General features: G+C 55.3%; 23 protein-coding genes and 1 tRNA gene. 10 read left to right on the top strand and 14 right to left on the bottom strand.

The genetic code is table 11. The features are described 5' to 3' along the window. Positions 1-99: 99 nt before the first annotated feature. The 3 genes from ACR0BD_RS14575 to pyk form a co-directional block, all read right to left on the bottom strand. Positions 100-1,650 carry an alanine/glycine:cation symporter family protein gene (locus tag ACR0BD_RS14575; protein ID WP_480831506.1) on the bottom strand — a complete coding sequence of 517 codons (1,551 nt, stop codon included), beginning with the start codon at positions 1,648-1,650 and terminating at the stop codon, positions 100-102. A gap of 14 nt (positions 1,651-1,664) precedes the next feature. After that, a complete protein-coding gene (locus ACR0BD_RS14570; RefSeq protein ID WP_480698699.1) occupies positions 1,665-2,102 on the bottom strand; it encodes a universal stress protein in 438 nt (145 codons plus the stop codon). A gap of 223 nt (positions 2,103-2,325) precedes the next feature. Next, positions 2,326-3,771, bottom strand: coding sequence for a pyruvate kinase (gene pyk / locus ACR0BD_RS14565; protein WP_480831504.1), 1,446 nt, complete (start codon positions 3,769-3,771; stop codon positions 2,326-2,328). A gap of 117 nt (positions 3,772-3,888) precedes the next feature. On the opposite strand from pyk, the gene ACR0BD_RS14560 reads away from it, so the two are divergent. From ACR0BD_RS14560 to ACR0BD_RS14550, 3 genes are all read left to right on the top strand, one after another. Next, positions 3,889-4,626 carry an N-formylglutamate amidohydrolase gene (locus tag ACR0BD_RS14560; RefSeq protein ID WP_480831502.1) on the top strand — a complete coding sequence of 246 codons (738 nt, stop codon included), beginning with the start codon at positions 3,889-3,891 and terminating at the stop codon, positions 4,624-4,626. A 59-nt stretch (positions 4,627-4,685) separates the two neighbouring features. Continuing rightward, the gene (locus tag ACR0BD_RS14555) at positions 4,686-4,925 is read left to right on the top strand and encodes a DUF6868 family protein (protein ID WP_480831501.1); all 240 of its coding nucleotides are present in this window, start codon (positions 4,686-4,688) and stop codon (positions 4,923-4,925) included. 73 nt (positions 4,926-4,998) lie between these two features. Further along, on the top strand, positions 4,999-5,313 hold the full coding sequence (locus ACR0BD_RS14550) for a DUF1244 domain-containing protein (RefSeq protein WP_480698707.1): 315 nt from the start codon (positions 4,999-5,001) through the stop codon (positions 5,311-5,313). Positions 5,314-5,355: 42 nt separating this feature from the next. Here ACR0BD_RS14550 and ACR0BD_RS14545 read toward each other — a convergent pair whose 3' ends face one another. From ACR0BD_RS14545 to dgcN, 3 genes are read right to left on the bottom strand one after another with little or no spacing between them, the layout of a single operon-like run. Next, positions 5,356-6,216: a D-amino-acid transaminase gene (locus tag ACR0BD_RS14545; RefSeq protein WP_480831498.1), complete on the bottom strand. Its 861-nt coding sequence runs from the start codon at positions 6,214-6,216 to the stop codon at positions 5,356-5,358. Positions 6,217-6,226: 10 nt separating this feature from the next. Then, complete coding sequence (dgcA, locus tag ACR0BD_RS14540) at positions 6,227-7,192, bottom strand: N-acetyl-D-Glu racemase DgcA (RefSeq protein WP_480831497.1); 966 nt, start codon at positions 7,190-7,192, stop codon at positions 6,227-6,229. A gap of 54 nt (positions 7,193-7,246) precedes the next feature. Continuing rightward, on the bottom strand, positions 7,247-8,248 hold the full coding sequence (gene dgcN / locus ACR0BD_RS14535) for an N-acetyltransferase DgcN (RefSeq protein ID WP_480831495.1): 1,002 nt from the start codon (positions 8,246-8,248) through the stop codon (positions 7,247-7,249). 295 nt (positions 8,249-8,543) lie between these two features. Between dgcN and ACR0BD_RS14530 the strand changes: the two genes are divergently transcribed. Further along, positions 8,544-9,506: an L-malyl-CoA/beta-methylmalyl-CoA lyase gene (locus tag ACR0BD_RS14530; protein WP_480831493.1), complete on the top strand. Its 963-nt coding sequence runs from the start codon at positions 8,544-8,546 to the stop codon at positions 9,504-9,506. Positions 9,507-9,551: 45 nt separating this feature from the next. On the opposite strand, the gene ACR0BD_RS14525 is transcribed toward ACR0BD_RS14530, so the two are convergent. Both ACR0BD_RS14525 and ACR0BD_RS14520 read right to left on the bottom strand, forming a co-directional pair. Further along, the gene (locus ACR0BD_RS14525) at positions 9,552-10,136 is read right to left on the bottom strand and encodes a PA14 domain-containing protein (RefSeq protein ID WP_480831491.1); all 585 of its coding nucleotides are present in this window, start codon (positions 10,134-10,136) and stop codon (positions 9,552-9,554) included. A gap of 412 nt (positions 10,137-10,548) precedes the next feature. Next, positions 10,549-11,382: an AraC family transcriptional regulator gene (locus ACR0BD_RS14520; RefSeq protein ID WP_480831490.1), complete on the bottom strand. Its 834-nt coding sequence runs from the start codon at positions 11,380-11,382 to the stop codon at positions 10,549-10,551. 122 nt (positions 11,383-11,504) lie between these two features. Here ACR0BD_RS14520 and ACR0BD_RS14515 point away from each other — a divergent pair, with 122 nt between their 5' ends. Next, positions 11,505-12,467 (top strand): acetyl-CoA carboxylase carboxyltransferase subunit alpha, encoded by a 963-nt coding sequence (locus ACR0BD_RS14515; RefSeq protein ID WP_480831487.1) that lies wholly within the window; start codon positions 11,505-11,507, stop codon positions 12,465-12,467. Positions 12,468-12,470: 3 nt separating this feature from the next. On the opposite strand, the gene ACR0BD_RS14510 is transcribed toward ACR0BD_RS14515, so the two are convergent. The 3 genes from ACR0BD_RS14510 to ACR0BD_RS14500 form a co-directional block, all read right to left on the bottom strand. After that, positions 12,471-13,598 carry a lytic murein transglycosylase gene (locus ACR0BD_RS14510; protein WP_480831486.1) on the bottom strand — a complete coding sequence of 376 codons (1,128 nt, stop codon included), beginning with the start codon at positions 13,596-13,598 and terminating at the stop codon, positions 12,471-12,473. A gap of 111 nt (positions 13,599-13,709) precedes the next feature. Continuing rightward, positions 13,710-14,357, bottom strand: coding sequence for a GntR family transcriptional regulator (locus tag ACR0BD_RS14505; RefSeq protein ID WP_480698725.1), 648 nt, complete (start codon positions 14,355-14,357; stop codon positions 13,710-13,712). A 30-nt stretch (positions 14,358-14,387) separates the two neighbouring features. Further along, positions 14,388-15,083 (bottom strand): M48 family metallopeptidase, encoded by a 696-nt coding sequence (locus tag ACR0BD_RS14500; RefSeq protein ID WP_480831483.1) that lies wholly within the window; start codon positions 15,081-15,083, stop codon positions 14,388-14,390. Between the two features lie 100 nt (positions 15,084-15,183). Here ACR0BD_RS14500 and ACR0BD_RS14495 point away from each other — a divergent pair, with 100 nt between their 5' ends. The 3 genes from ACR0BD_RS14495 (at position 15,184) to ACR0BD_RS14485 (ending at position 17,547) form a co-directional block, all read left to right on the top strand. Further along, on the top strand, positions 15,184-15,510 hold the full coding sequence (locus ACR0BD_RS14495) for a TIGR02300 family protein (protein ID WP_480698729.1): 327 nt from the start codon (positions 15,184-15,186) through the stop codon (positions 15,508-15,510). Between the two features lie 140 nt (positions 15,511-15,650). Then, positions 15,651-15,726: transfer RNA gene (locus tag ACR0BD_RS14490), tRNA-Ala, on the top strand. A 282-nt stretch (positions 15,727-16,008) separates the two neighbouring features. Further along, positions 16,009-17,547 (top strand): site-specific integrase, encoded by a 1,539-nt coding sequence (locus ACR0BD_RS14485; RefSeq protein ID WP_170766400.1) that lies wholly within the window; start codon positions 16,009-16,011, stop codon positions 17,545-17,547. A 150-nt stretch (positions 17,548-17,697) separates the two neighbouring features. Here the strand turns inward: ACR0BD_RS14485 and ACR0BD_RS14480 are convergent, their stop codons facing one another. Further along, positions 17,698-18,144, bottom strand: coding sequence for an N-acetyltransferase family protein (locus ACR0BD_RS14480; RefSeq protein WP_480831481.1), 447 nt, complete (start codon positions 18,142-18,144; stop codon positions 17,698-17,700). Between the two features lie 400 nt (positions 18,145-18,544). Between ACR0BD_RS14480 and ACR0BD_RS14475 the strand changes: the two genes are divergently transcribed. Beyond that, complete coding sequence (locus ACR0BD_RS14475) at positions 18,545-19,105, top strand: recombinase family protein (RefSeq protein WP_480831479.1); 561 nt, start codon at positions 18,545-18,547, stop codon at positions 19,103-19,105. A gap of 1,236 nt (positions 19,106-20,341) precedes the next feature. Here ACR0BD_RS14475 and ACR0BD_RS14470 read toward each other — a convergent pair. Beyond that, positions 20,342-20,962 carry a thermonuclease family protein gene (locus ACR0BD_RS14470; RefSeq protein ID WP_480831477.1) on the bottom strand — a complete coding sequence of 207 codons (621 nt, stop codon included), beginning with the start codon at positions 20,960-20,962 and terminating at the stop codon, positions 20,342-20,344. A gap of 382 nt (positions 20,963-21,344) precedes the next feature. On the opposite strand from ACR0BD_RS14470, the gene ACR0BD_RS14465 reads away from it, so the two are divergent. Continuing rightward, positions 21,345-22,463 carry a linear amide C-N hydrolase gene (locus ACR0BD_RS14465; protein WP_480831474.1) on the top strand — a complete coding sequence of 373 codons (1,119 nt, stop codon included), beginning with the start codon at positions 21,345-21,347 and terminating at the stop codon, positions 22,461-22,463. Positions 22,464-22,605: 142 nt separating this feature from the next. Here ACR0BD_RS14465 and ACR0BD_RS14460 read toward each other — a convergent pair whose 3' ends face one another. Continuing rightward, positions 22,606-24,186, bottom strand: a complete 1,581-nt coding sequence (locus ACR0BD_RS14460; RefSeq protein WP_480831472.1) for a recombinase family protein — start codon at positions 24,184-24,186, stop codon at positions 22,606-22,608. Positions 24,187-24,191 lie beyond the last annotated feature (5 nt).

Genomic DNA, 24,191 nt, shown 5'->3' with positions numbered 1-24,191 from the left:
AAGTTCGATCATGCTGGCAAGGGGGTTTGGACCAGAATCTGCGCTTTTCGCAAGGTCCGTAAGGCACCGGGGCGACGCGCGCCGCCCCGGTGGTTTGGTTTAGTGGCCGAACTTGCGGATCTCACCGCTTTTCAGCCGCTCGGCGTAGGATGCCAGCTCCTGCCGCACCACTTTCATCAGGAAGTAGAGCGCGAAGACGTTCACAACCGCCATGGCAAAGATCGCCGCGTCCGAAAAGTCAATGACCGGGCCAAGGTTGGCCGCCGCACCAATCACAACGAAAACACAGAAGATGATCTTGAACACCAGCTCCTTGGTGTGACCTTCGCCAAACAGGTAGGTCCACGCCTTGAGGCCATAATAAGACCAGCTGATCATGGTCGAGAAGGCGAACAGGACCACCGCAATCGCCAGAACGTAGGGGAACCAGCCAAAGGCGCTTGCAAAGGCCGCCGAGGTCAGGCTGACGCCAGAGTTGCCGTCCACGGTTGCAATCGCATTGCCCGCTTCGTTCAGCATGTACTTGCCGGTTTCGGGATCAATGATCAGCTGCTGGGTGATGATGATCACCAGCGCGGTCATGGTACAGATCACGACCGTATCAATGAACGGCTCAAGCAGTGAGACAAAGCCCTCGGTGATCGGTTCCTTGGTCCGCACGGCTGAGTGAGCGATGGCCGCAGAACCCACGCCCGCTTCGTTCGAGAACGCCGCACGGCGGAAGCCCTGGATCAGCGCTCCGACCATGCCGCCAGCAACGCCGAGGCCCGTGAAGGCACCTGCGAAGATCTGACCAAAGGCCCAGCCGATCTGATCGGCATGCATGATGATGATGACCAAAGCAGCCAGCACATACATGACACCCATGAAGGGCACGACCTTCTCAGTCACACTTGCTATAGACTTCAGACCACCGACGATCACCGCAAAGACGATACCTGCGAAGACAAGGCCTGTGATCCAGCCGGGGTAATCGCCGACGATGCCCGCGATCTGCTGGTGTGCCTGATTGGCCTGGAACATGTTGCCCCCGCCCAGCGCACCAAGGATACAGAAGATCGAGAACAGAACGGCCAGTATCTTACCGCCCGGCAGGCCCAACTCGTTGAATCCTTTGGACATGTAATACATCGGACCACCGGAAACGGTGCCGTCTTCGTATTCGTTGCGGTATTTTACGCCCAGCGTACATTCGGTGAATTTCGATGCCATGCCCAAAAGGCCCGCGACAATCATCCAGAACGTAGCACCCGGCCCGCCAATGCCGACGGCCACCGCAACACCCGCGATGTTCCCAAGGCCAACCGTGCCCGACAACGCCGTAGCAAGCGCCTGGAAATGGCTAACCTCACCGGCGTCGTTGGGGTCGGAATAGTCGCCTTTTACAAGGCTGATCGCATGGCTAAAGAACCGAAGCTGCACAAAGGCAAAATACACCGTAAACACGGTCGCCGCGACGACCAGCCAACCAACGATCCAAGGGAACCCGGTTCCTGGGAAAGGCGCGAAAATAAAGCTGACGAACGGCCCGGTGAAATCGGCAAAGGCCTGGTTGATTTTCTGGTCCAAACCAACGGCTTCTTGTGCTGCGGCAGGTCCCGCAACCAAGGCAGTCAATGTGGCAAGACCCAATTTGTTTTGAATGTTCATTCTTGTCCCTCCCCTCAGTTCACGACCGTGACCGGAACATCGGCATGCATCACAAGGTTCTGCGTCGAGCTGCCAAACAACCGTTTCTTGAACCCGTCAGCCGAAGCGCGGCCGACGATGATCTGCGTGCCACCATTTTCAAGCGTGATCGCATTGAGCGTTTCGGCCACATCGCCGTGGCGTACGATGCCATGAGCTTTGAAACCGGCGCTTGTCAACGCGTCGACTGTTGGCGTCACGATCCGCGACGTGGCCAGCGTGACTTCTTCTTCGCGTCGCTTGTGGCGCAAAGCGTTTTCCTCAGGTGTCTGGAAAGTGAAAGGGGACCATTCAATGACGTAAACCACCAGCAATTCACAAGAGTCGATACGCCCGGCCAAATCCTTGGCAAAGGCAATCGCACGTTCTCCGGTTTCTGTCCCGTCCAGCCCAATGACAATCTTTGTTGTCATGACGTTCCTCCAATATTGTTGATTATGCCGGGGCCCGTGCCCCCGGGTCGGGCAGCCGGAGTCTGGAACTGATTTAAAGGGCCGCCCACGTGCATCAGTATCCAAGAAAAACACCGAAAAATAGAGGGGAAACTGAAACATTCAGCCCCCAACCACCTTAGCATTTGTTTTTATTGTTTATTTTTTGCCTAATTTTAAGGCAAAACCGTGCGCAGACCGCAAATCAACCTGGATCGGTGTTATAGATCAGCCGTTCATCACATGGAGCAATCCGCAGAATATTAGTGGTTCCCGGCACGTTAAAAGGAACGCCTGCGGTAACCACGATCTGATCAGTTTCGGCGGCAAAACCGCCTGCGCGCGCAGCGCGGGCGGCGTTCACCACCGCGCCTTTGAAACGTTCAAGCTCGGGCGTCATGACGCAATGGCAGCCCCATGTCAGGCACAGGCGGCGCGCAGTACCTGTGGCAGGTGTCATTGCAATGATCGGAACACCGGGACGTTCACGCGCTGTCAAAAGGGCTGTTGTTCCACTTTGGGTGAAACAGCAAATCGCCTTGATATCTGTTTTCTCGGCGATCTCGCGTGCAGCAGCAACGATACCGTCGGCGATCGTGGTGCCCTTTGCAGTCCTCGAGGACGCGATAATCTGAGTGTAGGTCGGGTCTGCTTCGACTTCGATTGCGACCTTGTTCATCGTTTGAACGGCTTCGATCGGGTACGAACCGGCAGCAGACTCCGCGCTGAGCATAATCGCATCAGTGCCTTCATAGATTGCCGTTGCCACGTCAGACACTTCGGCCCGTGTCGGCATCGGGCTTTCGATCATGCTTTCCAACATCTGGGTCGCCACGATCACAGGTTTGGCGGCACCCCGGCACTTGCGCACCAAACGTTTTTGGATCGGCGGCACAGCAGACACTGGCAGTTCCACACCCAAATCGCCGCGCGCAACCATGATCCCATCGGATGCGTCGAGGATGTCATCAAACGCCTCAACCGCGGCGGGCTTTTCAATCTTGGACAGGATCGAGGCACGGCCATCAGCCAGCGCACGCGCCTCAAAGACATCTTTAGCGCGCTGCACAAAGCTGAGCGCCAGCCAGTCGACACCCAACTGACACACAAATTCCAGATCGTCACGGTCCTTGGCGGACAACGCCGCCAGCGGTAAGACGACATCCGGTACGTTCACACCCTTGCGGTTCGAGATCGTGCCGCCAACCTCAACCGTGCAATTTGCGTAATCCTGCCCGCAGTCCTGAACGATCAAACGAATTTTCCCGTCGTTGACCAACAGGCGTGCGCCGGGTTCCAGAGCCGCGAAAATCTCGGGGTGCGGCAGGCAAACTCGGTCGCTGTCGCCCTCAGCGGGATCCAGATCCAGCCGGAAGGCGGCACCTTCCACTAACTCTTCTGCTTCGTTTGCAAATACACCCACACGCAGCTTTGGCCCCTGCAGGTCCGCCAGAATTGCAATCGGGCTGTCCAGATCCTTTTCAACCTGACGGATCATACGGTGGCGTTCGCAAATCTCATCATGGCTGCCATGGCTCATATTCAGGCGGAAAACATCTGCACCTGCCTCGTGCAGAGCGCGAATTGTATCATAGTCATTGGACGCCGGCCCCAGCGTTGCCACGATTTTTACACTTCTCAGGCGTCGCATTGGTCTAGCTCTCCTCAAACGCGTCATGTTACCGCAAACAAGTCTTGCGCTGCTTATTGCGCAATTCCCTTTTCGAAGCAACTGCCCTACACCTGCGACAAACTAGATGACAGGCTCATGACGTATTCTCCGTTTTTTATCCATGGCGCGGATCGACCATCGCGCTGGCTGATCACATGTGACCATGCGACCAACACCGTACCGCCCAGCATCAACGGTGGCGATCTTGGTTTGGCGCGAGAAGATATGGAACGCCACATCGCCTATGACGTTGGTGCATACGAAGTGTCCAAGCACTTGGGCGAAATCCTGAATGCCCCGGTTATCGCGGCCAATTTCTCGCGGCTTGTGATAGACCCCAACCGGGGTGAGGACGACCCGACCCTATTGATGAAGCTCTATGACGGCTCGATCATCCCCGGCAATCGTCACGCAGATGCCACCGAACGCGAACGGCGGCTGGACATGTGCTACCGGCCCTACCACAACGCGCTGGCGGAACTGGCCGCCCTGCCCCATGCGGTGATTGTGTCGATGCACTCGTTTACCCGCCAACTGCGTGGGCGCGCGCCGCGGCCCTGGCATATCGGCGTTCTGCATACGCCGGACGACCGGTTTGCACGCCCCCTGGTCAACCGGCTGAAATCGGAAGGCGATCTGTGTGTTGGTGTGAACGAACCCTACACCGGCGTCCTGCCCGGAGATGCGATCGACAAGCATTGCACCACGTTTGGCCGGCCAAATGCGTTAATTGAACTGCGCAACGATCTGATTGCTGATCACACGGGTCAAAGGGCGTGGGCCGAACGGCTGGCGGTTGTATTGCAGGATGCACTCGCTGACAGCGACCTTTGATCACACGCTATTGTGAGGCCGTACCCTGAACCCCATGTTTGCGGAGAAAGGAGGCGACCATGACTCAGGAAACTCTGATGGCCGTCTTTGGTTGGATGGCCGTGATCAACGTTGCCGTTTTGCTGTTCACAACAGCAATGATTGTTTTGGCGCAGGATCGGATTGCAGACATACATGGCAGGATGTTCCAGATGGACGCGTCAGAGGTGAAGGGCGCGTATTTTCGATATCTGGCCAACTACAAGATCCTTACACTTGTGTTTTGCGTCGTGCCTTGGCTGGCGCTGAAGCTGGCCTGACAAGCCGTTTGTTGAAACATCGCCGTCGGACCGCTAGGTCAAAAGCAAAGAGATCGTTATCCGGAGCCAGACCATGGACAATCAAACAGAAATCGAACTTCAAGCCGCGGCATTCCGCCGGTTGCAAAAGCACCTGATGGAAGACCGCACCGATGTTCAGAACATCGACATGATGAATCTGGCCGGGTTCTGCCGCAACTGCCTGTCGCGTTGGTACCAAGAGGCCGCCAATGAAAAAGGCATCGAGATGGGCAAGGACGAAGCCCGCCAGAAGTTCTACGGCATGACCATGGACGAGTGGAAAGCGAACTACCAGACCGACGCAAGCCCTGAAAAGCAGGCAGAGTTCAAGGTCGCTTTCGAAGAGAACGTCACGAAAAAGGGGTAATCCCTTAAACGAACAAAGCCCGCCAAGCGGCGGGCCTTAGGTTCAGACCGCTGCTTTGCGGCTTTCATCCAAATAGATTTCACGTAAACGCGTGGCGATCGGACCGGGCGTGCCGTCGCCCAGCGCAACACCGTCAATTTCCACCACGGGCATGACAAAAGCGCTGGCAGATGTGGTGAACGCCTCGTCTGCTTCTTTTGCTTCATCAATGGTGAACAAACGTTCTTCGACTTCCATCTGCGCCTCGGCCGCCATGCGCAGCACGGCCTTGCGGGTGATCCCATGCAGAATGTCGTTGGACAGCGGGCGGGTCACGATCTTTCCGTTTTTGACGAAATAGGCGTTGTTGCTGGTGCCTTCGGTGACATAGCCGTCCTCGATCATCCAAGCATCGTCGCAACCCGCAGCCTTGGCCATCATCTTGCCCATGGACGGGTAAAGCAGTTGTACCGTCTTGATATCGCGTCGACCCCAGCGGATATCGTCGATCGAGATGATCTTGGCACCCTTTTTGGCAGCAGGGCTGTCTGCCAAGCCCGGCTTGTTCTGCGTAAACAAAACCAGCGTCGGTTTGGTGTCGGCAGAAGGAAAAACAAAGTCACGGTCGCCGTCACTGCCGCGTGAGACCTGCAGATAAACCAGGCCTTCTTCGATCCCATTCAGTTCGACCAATTTGCGGTGGATTTCCAGCAGCTCTTCCTTGGTGCAGGGCTCTGCCATCTGCAGCTCGTCAAGCGATCGTCTCAGTCGCACCGCATGACCTTCAAAGTCGATGAGCTTACCGTCCAGCACGCTTGTGACCTCATAAACGGCATCCGCCATCAGAAAACCCCGGTCAAAGATCGAGATCTTGGCCTCTGTTTCAGGCAGGTACTCTCCGTTCACGTAAACAGTGCGGGTCATGTTGTTCTCCTCAGCCCCAAAGCGCAGCCGCAGGCGGATGCACCCCGGCGTCATCAAAAGTCAGCGGGTTGTCGCGGTCTTCGGCCAACAGAAGCGGGCCGTCAAGGTCTGTTACCATCGCACCCTGCGCCAACAAGGTCGCAGGCGCCATGGCGAGGGAACTGCCAACCATACATCCAACCATGATGTCATAGCCTTCGGCGATGGCCGCTTTGCGCAGTTCAAGCGCTTCGGTCAGGCCACCGGTTTTATCCAGCTTGATGTTGATGACATCATACTTGCCCTTCAACTTTGGCAGGCTCGAACGGTCATGACAGGATTCGTCCGCACATACCGGAACTGGCCGATCCATCCCGATCAACGCCTCGTCATCCCCGGCTGGCAGAGGTTGTTCCACCAGCGCCACGCCCAACCGCACCAGATGCGGGGCAAGGTCGGCGTAAACATCGGCAGACCAGCCCTCATTCGCGTCGACGATGATCTTGGCCTTTGGTGCGCCGGCGCGGACCGCTTCCAGCCTGGGCATATCATCGGGTGTACCCAGCTTGATTTTCAGTAACGGGCGATGCGCGTTCTGCGCGGCCTGTGCCTGCATCGCCTCGGGCGTGTCCAACGAAAGGGTGTAGGCAGTGATTTCGGGGCCCGGCACGGGCAGCCCCGCCAAGTCCCACGGACGTCGGCCTGCACGCTTGGCCTCCAGATCCCACAGCGCGCAGTCCACTGCGTTACGTGCAGCGCCAGCCGGTAACAGATCGATCAACTGCGTGCGGTCGAAGGTATCCGGCAAGCCGTTGATTTCGGCTTCGACCGACTCCAGCGTTTCGTTGTACCGGGCATAGGGGACGCATTCCCCCCAACCTTGATACTGACCGTCAGAGATACGGACAGTCAGCACCTTGGCCTCGGTTCTGGACCCGCGCGAGATCGTAAAGACTTGCGCCAACCGAAATACATCACGAGCGACGTTGATCTGCACGCGTTCACCCCTTGTTTCAAACGGATCGAAGTTAAGAGACCCGGATCGCTTAGATCACAGAGCCGCCAAAGCATCCACCAGTTTACCAGCGCCGAAGCGATAAGGATCTGTCGCAGGCAACCCCATCTCGGCCTCGACTTTCGCAATGTAGTCTTTCGCTTCGTCTTCACCCAGATTCTGTGTGTTGATCGAAACGCCAACAACCTGGCAAGCCGGGTTTGCGATCCGCGCCAGCGGCAAGGCAGTGTCCCGCAGCTCCTGCAAGGTAGGCAGAGAATACTCGGGCAAGCCCCGCATATGGGTCCGCGTCGGTTCGTGGCACAAAATCAGCGCGTCCGGCTGGCCGCCATGGATCAGGGCCATCGTGACGCCAGAGTACGACACATGGAACAAAGAGCCCTGCCCTTCGATATGGTCCCAGTGGTCTTCGTCATTATTGGGCGTAAGGTATTCAACCGAGCCTGCCATAAAGTCTGCGATCACAGCGTCCAGCGGAACGCCGCCGCCTGTGATCAGAATGCCCGTCTGCCCGGTTGCCCGGAATGTGGATTTCATCCCACGCTCACGCATTTCGGCATCCATCGACATCGCCGTGTACATCTTGCCCGCAGAACAATCTGTACCAACGGCCAGACACCGCTTGCCCGTGCGCTTCTTACCATTCGCAATCGGATAACCCACGGTCGGAACACGTACGTCATGCAGTGTGCAGCCGTGAGTCTGTGCAGCGGCAACCAGATCACCTTCGTCGCGCAAGAGATTATGCAAACCAGAGGCAAGGTCAAAGCCCATCTCCAGCGCTTCGATCAAAACCGCTTTCCACGCCTCGCTGATAACGCCGCCGCGGTTTGCAACACCTATGACCAGTGTCTTTGCGCCCGCCTCTTTCGCCTCGGCAAGGGTCAGGTCTTTCATCCCCAGATCGGCCTTGCAACCATCCATCCGGAATTGACCAACGGCGTTTTCCGGACGCCAGTCCCGGATACCAATGGCAACTTTTGCTGCGAGCTGGTCGGGCGCATCGCCCAAAAACAACAGATACGGTGTCTCGATCATTGCGGTGCACTCCTTTGATTCCGCCGCAGGCTATGGGACGTGTCGAACGAGTGTTTCTCGTTTTCGACCGGCAGCACTCAATTGGTCGGGAAAATTTTGCGCCCTTTAGTCATCTCACGCAAAAATCTGTCGAATTCTTAAAGTGATTAAACTTTAACCATCGAAACAACCACTGAATTCGGGGAATGCTGCGATTGCAATGCTGCATCCGCACAAAGCCCCTTGCGAAGGTGCGCGCAATTTAATACCCACATGGGCGACAAAAACGTAATTTCCTTTCTCGCACGAGGTCCCGATGAGCTTTCGCATTCAACCCACCGCCCCTGCGCGCCCCAACCGTTGCCAGTTGTTCGGACCGGGATCGAATACAAAGCTATTCCCCAAAATGGCGGCATCTGCAGCGGATGTGATCAATCTGGATCTCGAAGACTCGGTCGCGCCCACCGACAAAGACGCCGCGCGTGCAAACGTCATCGAGGCGCTGAATTCTGTGGACTGGGGCAACAAGTATATGTCCGTGCGCATCAACGGGCTGGACACGCCTTATTGGTACCGCGACGTCGTCGATCTGCTGGAACAGGCTGGCGACCGTTTGGACCAGATTATGATCCCCAAAGTTGGCTGCGCTGCGGATGTTTATGCGGTCGATGCGCTGGTCACCGCGATCGAGCGCGCCAAAGGCCGCACCAAACTGATCAGCTTTGAAGTCATCATTGAATCGGCCGCAGGCATCGCCCATGTCGAAGAAATCGCAGCGTCATCCCCACGTATGCAAGCCATGAGCTTGGGTGCTGCGGACTTTGCGGCGTCGATGGGGATGCAAACCACAGGCATCGGCGGCACCCAGGAAAACTATTACATGCTGCGCGAGGGCGAAAAGCATTGGTCCGACCCCTGGCATTGGGCTCAAGCCGCTATCGTTGCCGCTTGCAGGACCCATGGTGTGTTGCCGGTCGACGGGCCCTTTGGCGATTTCTCGGATGATGACGGGTTCATCGCACAGGCCAAACGCTCGGCCACTTTGGGAATGGTCGGCAAGTGGGCGATCCACCCCAAGCAGATCGCTTTGGCCAATGAGGTCTTCACTCCTTCAGACGAGGCCGTTTCAGAAGCGCGCGAAATTCTGGCCGCGATGGAACAGGCTAAAGCCAATGGTGAAGGGGCAACCGTCTATAAGGGCCGTCTGGTCGATATTGCGTCGATCAAACAGGCCGAGGTGATCGTCGCCCAGGCCGAATTGATCGCGGCGAACGGTTGATAGCAAAGGCGTCTCAAAGGCGCCTTTTCTTCATACAAGACATTGCTAGCGGCCGAACGCCTCGTTTGGCGTCCATTTCAACTTTTCTCCGCTTTTTCCCCACTTCATCATAAGGCACGCCGAGCCGTACTTTTGATAGTAGAAAATTTGCAATTTGTACCACCCCGCCTGCGGTACTTCGACCTCGACTTGCTCATTCGCGCTACAGGGCTGCGAAGCTCCTGCACTCCCAACTTTTTGGCCACCGACCCAAGCTTCTATTCCATCATTTGAATATGTGACCAGTTCGTAAAGGCCCGGAGCATCAAATTTTATGTATCCTTCAATGTCAGCCGCAACATTATAGTGCTCGGGATGCGTCATCACAGGATCGCCCTTTTTCGTATCCCGGTAATCTAACCCTCGCAAAGGATCACCAGGCTCGGCTTGTGCACGAAGTAGGTTCTTGGCGCTACCAATTGACTGAATTTTTTGCGGAGGTTTACCAAGCCACGCATATTTAACTGAAAGGCCGGGTTTGACGCTTGACGGCTGAGGACTGGCGGGCTCCAAAACCAACGGCTCCGCAAACGTAACGCTTGCAACTAAGGATAACGCCGCAGCCATTGCTGCAACTGCAAAGAACTTCATAGTCATCTCCCTGAGTGCATGCCGCATCTCCGACGGCATTTTTTCTTCACACTAGGCCAAGGCATTCGACCCGACAAGCAGGCCAAGGTTCACAATTTCGCTGCTATTCGCAGATTACACACCAACCGAACAGGTGATAAAAGCAACGAAACCCATGACACTCTCAACGGCGTGGGCATTCCGGCGGTCCAAGTCTAAGCGCTGTATCGCGGCAATGGCGGCGGAACAGAGGCACCCGTTATCCCTGCCTAGTTTGTCCATTGCGCTGTCAATCTCTCATCCATCAAAGTCAGGGCCGCTCCCCAACAACAATTGGCGCGGGCCTTCAACGCCCGCGCCGGGTTCTTTCATGCGATCAGGTCATTACCGCACTTTTGTGCGCTGCTAGACAAAGACCTCTGAGGCAGGCAATCTACTTCAACGGCAGGCAAATCTCGGTCAAAAGATCCTCAGGCGCGGTGTCGCGCGGATCGTTCAGATAGATCTCGTAACATGGCTGATCGGCGGGTTCTTCGCCTGAACCCGGCAGCCAGTTGCCAAACAGGCTGTGATAGGCCGCGTGGATCCCGGAATACGGGCCCTTGTAGGTCAGAACAGCCGTTTTACCGCCGGGGATTTGCATATCCTCCATCCCATCCGGCGTTGCCTCACCAGAGAATTCGGCACCGGCGTAGCTGCGCAGTTGGTCTTCGGGCACTTCGTCAGGGCTATCAAGATAAACGCCGATCACCGGACCAAGTTTGGGCCAAAGCTGGCGAGCTTCGCATAACGCGCCGAAGGCCTCAAAGCTTTTGCCGATCTCGGAATAAGTGCCGGTGTGTTTCAGGCCGACAATACGCCGGCTGGGCTCGGTGCGGGTTTCAATTGGGTGCATGGGATAGTCTCCTGTTTTGAAAAGTGGATTTGCGGGCAAAAACTGACCGGCCTTTCGAAAAGCGGCCGGGCTGGCGCCGTAGGCGTCGGTAAAAGCCCGCGCAAAGGAGTTGAGGTTCGGATAACCGACATCACGCGCAATCTGCGCGATCGCCATGTCGGACTGCACCAGACGGCTGGCCGCACGGTGCAATCTGATCCGGCGCACGGCCTGCGCGCAGGTCTCGCCCGTAATGGCCCGAAATACACGGTGCCAGTGAAACCGCGACATGGCAGCGACATCCGCCAAAGCATCCAATGACAGATCCCCGGCAGGGTTGTCGTGGATATAGGCCAAAACGCGCAGAATGCGTGCCTCATAGCTGTTTGCCATCCGATCCGGTCCTCTTTCCTTGCCATCTCAACTGAACATATTGCGCATCCACAAATCTTGCTGAGTTGCATCCCAAGCGGCGTCAGGTCATATAGCAGGGAACTTCCGCGTTGAGAGGCGTCATGACCCAGTATCTGGATTTCGAAAAACCCCTGGCCGAGATCGAAGGCAAAGCCGAGGAATTGCGTGCACTGGCGCGTGCCAACGAAGAAATGGACGTAGCCGAAGAGGCCGCAGCATTGGACGCCAAGGCCGCCAAACTGCTGGAAGAGCTTTATGAAGACCTGACCCCGTGGCGCAAGTGCCAGGTGGCCCGGCATCCGGAACGCCCCCATTGCAAAGACTATGTCGAGGCGCTGTTCACCGAGTTCACGCCATTGGCCGGTGACCGGAATTTCGCTGATGACCTGGCTGTAATTGGCGGTCTGGCGCGGTTTAACGATCAACCCGTCATGGTGATCGGCCATGAAAAAGGCTCGGACACTAAGTCCCGCATCGAACGCAATTTTGGCATGGCCCGCCCCGAAGGCTATCGCAAAGCCGTACGACTGATGGAGATGGCCGGCCGCTTTGGCCTGCCCGTCATCACATTAATCGACACGGCCGGTGCCTATCCCGGCAAAGGCGCTGAGGAACGCGGCCAGTCCGAAGCTATCGCCCGGTCAACCGAAATGTGCCTGAAAATCGGGGTGCCTTTGGTGTCTGTTATCATTGGTGAAGGTGGCTCTGGCGGTGCGGTGGCATTCGCGACAGCCAACCGTGTCGCAATGCTGGAACACTCCGTCTATTCTGTGATTTCACCGGAAGGGTGCGCGTCGATCTTGTGGAAAGACGCCGAGAAAATGCGTGAAGCTGCCGAAGCGCTACGCCTGACGGCACAGGACCTGTACAAGCTGGGCGTCTGCGATCGCATCATAACAGAACCCAAAGGCGGTGCACATCGGGATCGGACCGCGACGGTAGACTCTGTTCGCGCCGCGATTGCCGCGATGCTGCAAGAGCTTGAAGGTAAGGACGCCGCTGCACTGATCCGGCACCGGCGTCAGAAATTCCTGGACATCGGCTCGAAAGGGTTGGCCGCATAAGCGTCACCCCCCAAGTCTACGCAGCAGGGATACAGAGGGTTCTCCGGTCACCGGCAAGCCATTGGCGCTTTGATAACCACTGATGGCGGATTTGGTGTTGTTACCGATCACCCCATCTGCCCCTTGCGTGTCATACCCAGCCGAGGTCAGCCTACGTTGTAGTTCCTTGCGATCTTCCAGCGTCAAACCTGTTGCATCCGGCCCAAACGACGTCTGAAACGGTGCACCACCTGCAATCCGGTCGGACAGATGCCCAACCCCGATCGCATAACTGTCCGAGTTATTGTAGCGTTTGATCACCTGAAAATTGCGAAATACCGCGATACGCGGCCCCGGCACCTGCGGCTGTAATACGGCAACCGGGTTACCCGACACCGATCCGACCTCGCCCCCCCACGGCTGCCCACGCACCCACCCCGAGCGCGACAGGTAGGCAGCCGTCGACGCCAACGCATCGGTGGGATCCTCCGACCAGATGTCACGGCGCCCGTCACCAGTAAAGTCCACCGCAAAGGCCTGATACGATGTCGGGATGAATTGCGTATGCCCCATCGCACCGGCCCAACTGCCGGTCATGTTCGCAGGCGAGGTGTCGCCGTTCTGCAAAATCTCAAGCGCTGCAACCAACTGACTTTCAAAAAACTGACCGCGCCGCCCGTCATAGGCCAGTGTCGACAAGGCCGACACCACCGGAATATCGCCGCGGCGCGCGCCATAACGGCTTTCCAACCCCCAAACCGCCACGACCACTTCTTTGTCGACACCGTATTTCGCTTCGATTTGCGAAAGGGTTCCCGCATGGCGCGTCATCATCTGCTGTCCCGTCGCAATGCGCTCATCCGATGCAGCAATAGCCAGGTAGTCCTCAAGTGAGCGTTTGAATTCCACCTGGTTGCGATCGCGCTCAATAACGCCGGGCAGATAACCTGCGCCCTGAAACGCCTGATTGATAGTGGTCTGAGAAATACCCTGCCCGGCCGCACGGTTTTTAAAGCTGGCAACCCATGCATCCCAGCCTGCGTTCGGAACAGCACGCATCCGGGACGCAGGGGCCGCAGATTGCGTCCCCCCTGAACAGGCGGCCACCAGCGAAGATCCGAGACCGACTGAGAATACTCGACGATTTATCATGACTGAAATCTGCTCTTGTTGTGATTTGGTTCAGCGTAGCCCAGACCGGGCCCCCAAACCAGAACAGCTGCACAGAATTCAGATATTCAAGGCGCATCGGCAATGGGTCGCCTAGCTGACCAGCATCCTTAACCCTTGCGTCACGTCGGATCGCACAGCCAGCCGCAATCCGGGCTCATCCCCGGCTTTCAGCGCTGCTATGATCAGCTTGTGGTAATGAGGCGGCTCGGTGCGTCGCAACCGACCGTAAAGCGCACGCATGGTCGGCCCCAACTGCAACCAGACGGTCTCTGCAATCGCCAGCATAGCTGGGGCCTGCGCCCGCAGATATAGTGTTCGGTGAAATTCGAGGTTCGTTCGAATATAGCCGACGGCGTCCCGCTTGGTGACCATCTCGGCCACAGTCATATTGATGCTTTGCAAACGGTCGATCAACGCGATATGGGCCCGCGGCAACGCTCGGCTGGCAAGTTCGACCTCAAGCAGGGCGCGCAATGCGGCCAGTTCTTCGATCCGATCATTTGTAAGCTCGGGGGTCGAGACACGGCCTGAGGATGACAGGAACAAAGCACCTTCTGCTGCAAGCCGCCGAACGGCTTCGCGTGCAGGGGTCATGGACACACCAAATTCTTTACCAATCCCGCGAAGGGTCAGCGCCTGTCCCGGCGCAATATCACCATGCATGATCCTGGAACGAAGGGCGCGATAAACCCGATCATGGGTCGCAGTCTGAGAGTCCGATGGCCGCGCGGTAATCATTTCCCTATGTGATCACAAATTGGCCCAGCGTCAACTCACGCTCGTGTCAAATCTGTACTGATGTAGCTGCGCCCCGTTGTCGCGCAGCCAACGGCGTTGCGCTTTGTAGTCACCGAAGATGCGTTCGACTTGCGCCCAAAAAGCTTGAGAGTGGTTCATTTCAACCAGATGCGCCACCTCATGGGCTGCAACGTAGTGCAGGATGTCGGGCGGCGCGAGGATCAAACGCCATGAAAACATCAAACCACCTGCCGAACTGCACGACCCCCATCGCGAACGGGTATCGCGCATCGTCAGGCTCGCGTATTTGCGCCCCAACATCGCGGCGTAATCATCGCACGCGCCGGTCAGCCGATCACGGGCCAATTCTTTCAGGAACCGGGCAAGGCGCTTGGCCTCAGATCCTTCTGGCACGGCAATTTCATTATCCTTCAACAGCACACGCCGCCCTTCTGCCGGAACGATTCGTCGTGCACGACCTTCGACGGGAATAGACTGGCCGAATTGAACCATCTCCGGGTCGGGGCGATCCTGCAGATGCTGTCGAATCCAATCTTCTTTGAGGCGCGCAAAACTCAGGGCTTCGGTCTCGGGCACACCGACCGGATAAGTCAGGGTAACGCGCCCGTCCAACTGGGAAATCCGCAGGCTGATCCGTCGCGCACGCGCCGATTTGCGCAGGGTCAGCGGCACCGGAGGCCTTCCGGGCAGTGCGTAATCTCCCATTGTCCTGTTTCTCCTGCTCAAAGGCTTTGACAGTCCCCGCCGCATGTGGCACGTGACCTGAATCGTTGACACGACTCACCTGATATCAAGGGGATTTGACATGCCCAAGGAAGAATGGGGCGTAAAGCGCGTTTGTCCGACAACAGGCAAACGGTTTTATGACCTGAACAAGGACCCGATCGTAAGCCCCTATACCGGCGAGATCGTGGAACTGGACACCGGCAAAAGCCGCATGATCGCCGCAGACGCAGAAGACGCAGCGTCGGCGAAAGCACGCGAAAACGCATCTGAGGACGATCTGGTTCTGGATGATGATGACAACGTCGATGTGGATCTGGACGACGATCTGCTGGACGATGATGATGACAGCGATGACAATGTCTCGCTGGACGACATCACCGACATGTCGTCCGAAGACGAGAACTGATCGCGGTCTGAGGCGGCGCTTCGCCGCCTCGCGCCAATCCCGGATTTGGGTCAGAAAGTTTTTGGCGGATTCCATTTTTGGACTTGCACTCACCGCCACTGTCTCATAAACGTCCGCCCACTGCTGCGGCAGAACATGTTGGGGCCTTAGCTCAGTTGGGAGAGCGCTTGCATGGCATGCAAGAGGTCAGGGGTTCGACTCCCCTAGGCTCCACCAAAACCTAACAATACAACTAGATAGCAAGCATTAGAGCGGTGTGACACACAGGTGTGACACAAAATGAAGCTGCATGCGTATCTCTCACTGTCCCGACATGGCATCTACTACTTCCGTTGGCCACTGCCCGACACAAGACCAAAACCCCAGACTAGACCATGCACCACACGTAGGACCCTTCGGGTGTCTTTGCGTACAAGATGCCCTAAAGAGGCTGGTACTCTGGCACGGCGTCTTGCAGTGTGCGGCGACACAATAACAAAGCACATAGAAGTATCGGGCATGAACCACCGCGAACTGCGCACAAAGGTACATGAGCACTTCACGGAAGTACTTAAGAAGGCAAAGGCACGTAGAGATGAACTCGGTCCCTATACCGAACTAGAGAAAGAACGCATCGCTGACACCATCCGACTTCATGAGGCGGACAACGAAGACTTCTGGGACATAATGAAGAAGGACTATGCCACTCAGCAGTACCAGTCCTTTTGTAACGCATCCGGCATTCCCCAGAAGCAACCAATCCAAACCAAATGGGCCATTCTTGATGAAATTCGGAAGGCTTGGATTGGCTTTCATGAAGCGATGCTGGAGCATAACAAGTCCTTCGAGACATACGATTTCAGCGCGCCGCCCAGCGCGCCCGTGAGCGTCCCCGAGGGCCCAGAGACTACTTCCGGCTGTAACGCCGCCAAAGTTGAAAAGAAGCCTCCAGAGGGGCTCTCCAGCCCGGTTCTGTCCGCCCTGTTCGCTGAAAGAAAAGCTGAGGCGGAACAGACAGGCCAATGGTCAGCCAAGCTGCTGAACGACTATCAGGCTTGGACAGACCTCTTCATAGAATTGCAAGGCGACCGTCCGGTTCTGGAATATAGAAAAACGGACGCACGAGACTTTAAGAACGTCCTGATTGAGCTTCCAAGCAACAGGAATAAACTACCGCAAACGATTGGCTTAACACCTAGAGAAGCCGTGCAAGCAGCTAAAGACCACGGCCTGCCAACGCTGTCCGTAAGTACAGTCAACAAGGCCTTGGGAAGGCTGCAGGGGATATGGAAGTGGGCTGACAAACAGTTGGACGAAGAGGTTGCAGACATCTTTGGGCCGATGAAGATAGCTGACAACAACAACGCCAGAAACCAACACGACCCGTTCAGCAAAGAGCAACTGCAAGCCATCTTCAACAGCCCCCTGTACACAGGGTGCAAATCAAGGCGGTTCCGCACAGTGCCGGGAGATACAGACTTGAGCAATACCAGTTGGTATTGGCTTCCACTGCTCGGCCTATGGACCGGCGCACGTCTGAACGAGTTATGCCAGTTGAACGTTGAAGACATTGACCATGAAGAGGGTATACACCTAATTCGGGTCCAAGAGAGCGACGAAGACCAACGCGTCAAGTTCGGCAAAAGCAGACTTGTTCCCATACACCCGGAGTTAGTTCGGCTTGGCTTCCTCCGCTTCGTACAGGCTCAGAGACAGGCAGGGCACAAGCGGATGTTCCCAGAACTAAAGCTGGGAGCGACAGGTTATTACTCAGATCAGGCCAGCAAAGACTTTAACCGCTACATCGACAGAATTGGTGTGAAGACTGCCAAGACCTCCTTCCACTCATTCCGCCATAACTTCAAAGATGCGTGCCGTCATGCTGGTGTGCAACCTGACATAAATGACATCCTCTTGGGTCATAAGCTGCCCGGTATGGCAGGGCGCTATGGCGACGGCAACGTACCTTTGCCCGTGCTAAGCGAAGCGATCTGCAAGATCAGGTACAGAGAACTGCGTTTAGCGCACGCCAAAGAGTACCGAGAAGCTGGAGGCTGAAGTTGGGCACAATGCGGTCGTTTGCTGCAACTAACTTTAAAGCCTACTTTGTGGACAAAGCACCAATTCGCTGCAGCTGCGCCAATGTCCGCTGCAGGGGATCAGTCGCTCAAGAAGAGCCAAACCCATGCAAGTCCGAATTGAGAACCATCACATTTTCAGCTGGTAGGTTATCCAGTTACTTTTCGTTGCATGTCGATCATACACTGACCTAGCTCTATAGTTGGTGTCAGAGGTCATCCAACGAACCACATCCAAGCCTTGTTTCTTGGCATACTCGCCGACCGAAGCGATCAACTGATCAACGACACCCTGTCCGCGTGCCGAAGGCGAGACGAACATATCGTCGATGTAAGCTCCTTTGGTTGCAGGCATTGGGCGCTCATATTCTCGAAAGTGTACGAAACCAATCACGTCGCCCGCATCGTTTTCGGCGATGAAACAAGTCGTCTGGGCTGTTTCATCGTGTATCCAGTCCCAAACGCGATCTCGCATCTCAGCGGTTTGTTGATCGCCGCCAAATTCGCAGTAAGCCTCGAACAGCGTATCCCAATCCTCTCGATCACGCTCCGCGACTGGCCGGACTGCCACTGACATCTCTACCTCACACTCGTTTCTTGAAATGAGCTTCCCTTACAAATCAATAGATCGCAAGGGCAGAGAAAGCCGCCATTCGTGCAACGCGCAACATCCAGCAAAATGGGCTCAGGGCGGTCATTCGCTGCATACAGCGTCAATGTCCGCTGCTTAGGCCGAATTTACTGTAATTTTTTGGCGAATTTTTTCGAGCCCGTATCTATAGCTCCGGACAGCCTGAGCTCCCCCCATGGGGTAGTCAGCATATGTCTTGGCCCTTTTGTATAGTATTGCTGTTTCACAAGGCCCTGCCCCAGCGGCACAACTGGCACACACGCAAATTGTATCTCACAGACATTGACTTCGCCTTTTGAGACAATATGTATCTCAATATCTAGGACTTTGAGAGACAGAAAAGATCATGCTTGTTGGCTATGCTAGGACTTCCACTTTGGATCAAACGGCTGGGCTTGATGCTCAACTACGGGAACTCGAACGGGCCGGGTGCGAGAAGGTATTCACCGAACAGGTGTCCTCGGTGGATGTAAGAGCGCGTGAGAAGCTCACAGAGGCGCTGAACTTCATCCGAGAGGGTGATCACCTAGTAGTCACCAAACTGGACCGTCTGGCGCGCTCTATGGCCCACCTTATGGAAATACGCAGCCAACTTGATACCGTTGGGGCGCACCTAACGATCTTGGGTTTAAGTCTCGACACTTCCACTGCCCAAGGCAAGCTGATGTTGAACCTTTTGGGAAGCGTTGCCGAGTTCGAGTGCGAGATCATGCTTGAACGGCAACGAGAAGGAATTGCAAAAGCAAAGGCTGCTGGTAAGTACAAGGGGCGCAAGCCTACCGCATTGGCTAAGTCTGATGACGTTTTGGCGTTATCCGGTGAAGGCGTCGGCGCTACCAAGATCGCCAAAGAGCTAGGCATAAGCCGTGCGTCTGTTTACCGGATACTCAGTGCCGGCCCAAGTTGACCGCCCCTTCTCCTGAAAAAGGTGCTCTAGTCGCTGTGAGGTCGAACTAAAGCTTTCTGAACCTGCATCGGCATGCACTTTTGCCGGGTCATCTGTCTTCTTTGCATTCCGGTAAAGTCCCAGAAGTTTGAACCAAGTTCCGCCAATCCCTCCCTCTTACGAACCAAGACAGTATGACAGATGAAGCGTGAAACATTCCGTGAAACATTTGCTCATCTGTCTGCCCTGTTGGATGTATAGATTAGGTTATGAACCGGGTTAGTACCGATGCAAGCCTAGAATATTATTTGTTATATTCTAAAGCTCACAATGGATCACAGCACAATACGATACACATAGTATATACACATGTGGCTAACCGAATTGTATATACTTAGTATATCACAATAGTTCCACTTAGAGAATATATGATCAGTATATTTGTGCCGAATAGGATAGATAAGTAGATACCTTATAGCACCTCACAGGTGTATATACATGGTATATCCAATATATAGTGATGCCGGATAACAATATGCCTAGGGCACCTAGTGGTTAACCAGTACCAAACGAACACTAATGCTCTAAGTATATTCGTATGACAACAACAGTATATCTATTTGTTTTCAATTTCTTTTCACTCTATCGGCTGGAAACTTCAGTTAAGGGCACACTGTCAATAGCATCCTTATCAACATAGCCCGGGGCTGCATGCTGCATAATGCGAATAGGACAACTTGGTTGATACTAACTTGCTCTATGTTCTGTGGGCGATAGGTGAAAGACTTCTTATCGGTAGATGGACTAGATGGCATTGACCGGACCTAACACCTATAGAAAGCACCACATGCACTAAACATAAACGAACTAGATCGAATGCTTGTGAGTGCATTCTTGCAAGATAGACGACCAAAGCCGATCCTGAAGCTAGAATACCACACCGGTTAAACAAGCGCCGCCATACGCATGCATCCACTGGTCTGTGTCAGCATGGGCACAGGAGAGAGAAAAACCCGTCAGGGCTGGGCTCTAACACCCATGGGGCACAGCATACCGTCCATGGCTTTCAGTGAACTGCCGACCATAGCATAAGGCCGTACCAAGAGGTTCACGTCTGAATTGGTAGACTATTGGGCAGCGTAAATGACACCGCCGCCTTTAGACCGCTACACGCACCACGTGGCAACATCTTCCGAACTCCACACATAGGACCTTTTAGCGGACCAAACAGCATTGCCGAGAGGCAACTTAGAGGTCTTACTTCTTCTGCTTGAGAGAAGCCTGTCTCGCCTCAAACCGTTCCCAAACCTTGATATGCCCCTTTTGCCTTGCATCAGCCAGCCACAGCTTCTTTCGTACATCCGGCACCTCTAGGCTTCTGTACTTACCATCTGAGAACTTGGGCCAATCTATCGCCATCCCCAGCTTGACCATTTCTGCAGAAAGATCGCGCCCATCCTCAAGGTAGCACTTTGCCACTGTACGACCGTGGGTATCCTCAGCAGTAACCACTGCCCTCACCTTTTGCCCCTTGCAAAGGGACACAAAAGCCCACTTGGCCTTCTTGCCGTACGGGTGGTTAATCTCCGGCGCATCTACGCCAAACAAGCGCACTTGGGTTTTCTGGATTTTGATGGTGTCGCCGTCCACAACATAGGCTGAGCCTTCCAATACCTTTTCTGTTGGTTCTGGTACGGCACTGTCAGCATCAAAACGCGGGGGCTGCTGCACCACTTGGGGGCGGGATGCGTCCAATCTCGGCTTCAAGTCCGATGTTGGTTGGTAGGTCGGCTTAATGTTTTTATCGGGCTGACGTTTGCTACGCACAACGAACAGCACAACCACCCCAGCAGCTACTAGCAGTATCAATACTTCCACAGGATGGGTCCTTGTAAATGGTTTGGTTCAAAACACATGCAGAGAAGCCCACAGACGCACTGCACGTTATGGTTGATATTGGGATGATTGCGAGGTTTTATCCAGCGAAAAAACCCACGTTGCTCGCCTAGATATTGCAACCTTTGAAAAGCGGACGAGCAGAAAATTCAAACACGCGACAGACCGGTAGTACTAGTCACTCTGCGAAAAAGTGCGCCGTGTAGCGCGCGTACCTGCAAACTTGACTATGGGATTGGCCAAATCCGACCGTTGCTTGAGCAAAATTATTTGGGCACGTGCGGCACAGCAGGCAGACATATCAGCGTTACGCCTTTAGGCTTACCCCATAGTTACCCAATTTAGCAGCAGGAGACTTACGAAGATGGTTCACAGATTGATAAAGCTCGGCGCACGCGCTGGGGTCGCCTTGGTTGCATCCGTTTCAATGGCTTGGGCCTGCACAGGGATCATGCTGACAGGAACGGACGGAAGCATCGTTCGAGCAAGAACAGCGGAATGGGGCCCATTCGATCTTGAGACCAAGATCAATGTCATACCAAGGGGCTTCGCTTACAGCGCAGGGGAGATGCCCGACGGACAAGAAGGGGCCGCTTGGACAGGACGCTTTGGGATGGTTGGCATTAGTATGCTGGACCACGGAGCACCTGCTGATGGTATCAATGAGGCTGGATTGACTGCCGGACTGTTCTATTTGCCGGGGTTTACAGAATACCAAGAGTATCTGCCCGATCTTGCCGACAACACTATACCCGGCGACCTTCTAGCTGCCTACGTCCTGTCTATGTTCGAGACAGTTGAGGAGGCACAGGCCGGTCTTGAGGCCATACGTGTTGTAGGAGTTGTTGACGAGACGCTCGGCTTCCCGTTTCCGTTTCACATGTTGGTCGCAGACCGCTTTGGTGGCCGGATTGTCGTAGAGTACATTGACGGTGAACTGACCGTCTTTGAGGCTCCGCTTGGTGTCATCACCAACTCGCCTAATTACGACTGGCACATGACCAACCTCAACAACTACGTAAATCTGACCGCTATCGGCCTTCCCGAAGTCGAAGCCAGCGGCGTCACCTTTGCCCCGCTGGGCGCAGGAAGCGGAATGATCGGTCTACCCGGTGATTTCACACCTCCGTCGCGGTTTGTCCGCGCGGTCGCATTTTCTCAAACAGCACGTGAGACAGAGGGCGGTTATGACACTGTGCGCGAGGCTTTCCGAATACTCGACAACTTCAACATACCAGCCGACGCAGCAGAGGGTGCTCAGGATGATGTGCAGTCTGAAGACTTACTATACAGCGCGACACAGGTAACGACTGCAAGCAACTCACAAGACCTGACCTACTACTATCACACTATGTACGACCGCACTGTGAACATGGTCGATCTCAAACAAATCGACTTCGAAGCGATGGGTGACGAGATGATAGTATTCCCAACAAGTGGCAATCGCGAACCCACAATCGTCGATATGACACCGACCAACTAGTCACATGCGCACTTGGGCCACGGAAGCAACAGAGTGGGAACGTGGCCCAAGACATCAGCCCAAACGTACTAGTTGCCTATGTTCGGGTGTGACACTAAGGTGAGACACAGTACAAACCACCACACTACAATAGTGTTTACTATCAGTGCATTAGGCGTTCGGCGGCGTTTCCCCTAGGCTCCACCATCTCGCCTTTTGACGTTGAAATTTCCGCTAACACCTTGAAAGGAAAGGCGATTTCAGCGGTTCGATAACCCGAATTCGCCGAGTACCGCAAAGGCTGCAAAAAGGCCAGTCTGAGCACTGTCCTCTTGAAGGCCAAGCTGCCATTTTCGTAGAGATTCCAAGGGCTTCCCAAAAATTCGAGCGCTGGTTCGATAAACTCCTCTAGCCTCCCCTTCGGCGGTACGATTCGAGCAGCTTTTTCGCTCAGCAGCAGCTTCTCACGCTCCAGCTTCGCTATCTTGCCTTCATAGGCCTTAATGACACTAGCGTTGTCTGCCTCAACGATCCGTTCCAAGAGCGTTTCGATTTGCTTTTCCGCATCGCGCAGCTGTTTTGTTAATTCGTCCTTGTCCCGATGCGCTTCGGCAAGGCGCATATTCCAAGCATCCTTGAACATTACCTTGGCGAGCATGAAGAGCTGGCGCGTCGGCTGGAGGCCTTTCAGGATGTCTGCGAAGCCGCCTTCGACCTTATCGCGAGGGATCGATTTGCGCTCGTTCTCGCAGCCCCGTGTGTCGCACAGGTAGTATGCGTAATGCTTCGAGCGCCCCTTCGACCAACACGAGGTCATTGGCTCACCGCAGTCATCGCACAGCACGAAGCCGCGCAGCGGGAAGTCCTCGCTGATATCTTTGCGAGCGGGAGCCTTTGCCTTGCCTTTCATCCGCTCCTGAATGCGTTCGAACGTCTCAAGGCTGATAATCGGCTCGTGATGCCCCTTTCGCGGCGTCACACCCCACTTGGGCGCTTCGACATAGCCCGCATAGGTCAGATGCGACAGAAGCCGCTGGACGCGCTGCCAGCGGATTTCGCCTTCTGGCGTGTCTTTCGGGAAGGCAGGCTTTGACTCAAGAAAGCGCTTCACCTCGGCCTGCGATTGCAGATGCCCCGAGGCAAAGCCTTCAAGAGCTTCGGCGAGGATGGATGCCACAGGCTCATCGCGCACCATGATTTTGCCGTGCGTTCGATCTGCTTGGTATTTGAAACCAGTGGGCGCAGCGAAAACCCAATATCCTTTTTCGACCCGCGCCTTCATCTTCTGAATGACTTGGCGGCGGTTCTGTTCGCGCTCAAGCTCGCCTTGAGCGGCGAAGATTGTCTCCACAAACTTGCCTTCGGGAGAGTCATCCAGCTTGAAGTTAAGGTACTCGATGCGAGCGCCGCGCGTCTGGAACTCGCGCCGCAGCTTGATGTGAAACTCGGTATCACGCGCAAAGCGCTTCAGATCATCGAAGATGATTACGTAATTCTTGTTGGGCTGTGCATCGAGGTAGCTGAGCAGCGCAACCATCCCAGGGCGGTTCATGAAATCGCCGCCACCCGATGCGTCATCAGGGAAGACCGCCTCGACTTGATAGCCCTTCGCATCAGCATACTGGCGGCAGCGGTGCTCCTGGCTGTCGAGGCCGCTGCCTTCCAGCTTCTGCTTTGTAGAGGACACGCGGCAATAAATAGCTGCCTTCGTGTCCCCCTGATTGCTTGTGTTATGCTCGTTCATCTGTC

It is taken from the genome of Ruegeria sp. G5 (assembly GCF_056533365.1).
This window is presented reverse-complemented; position numbering and strand designations above follow the sequence as displayed.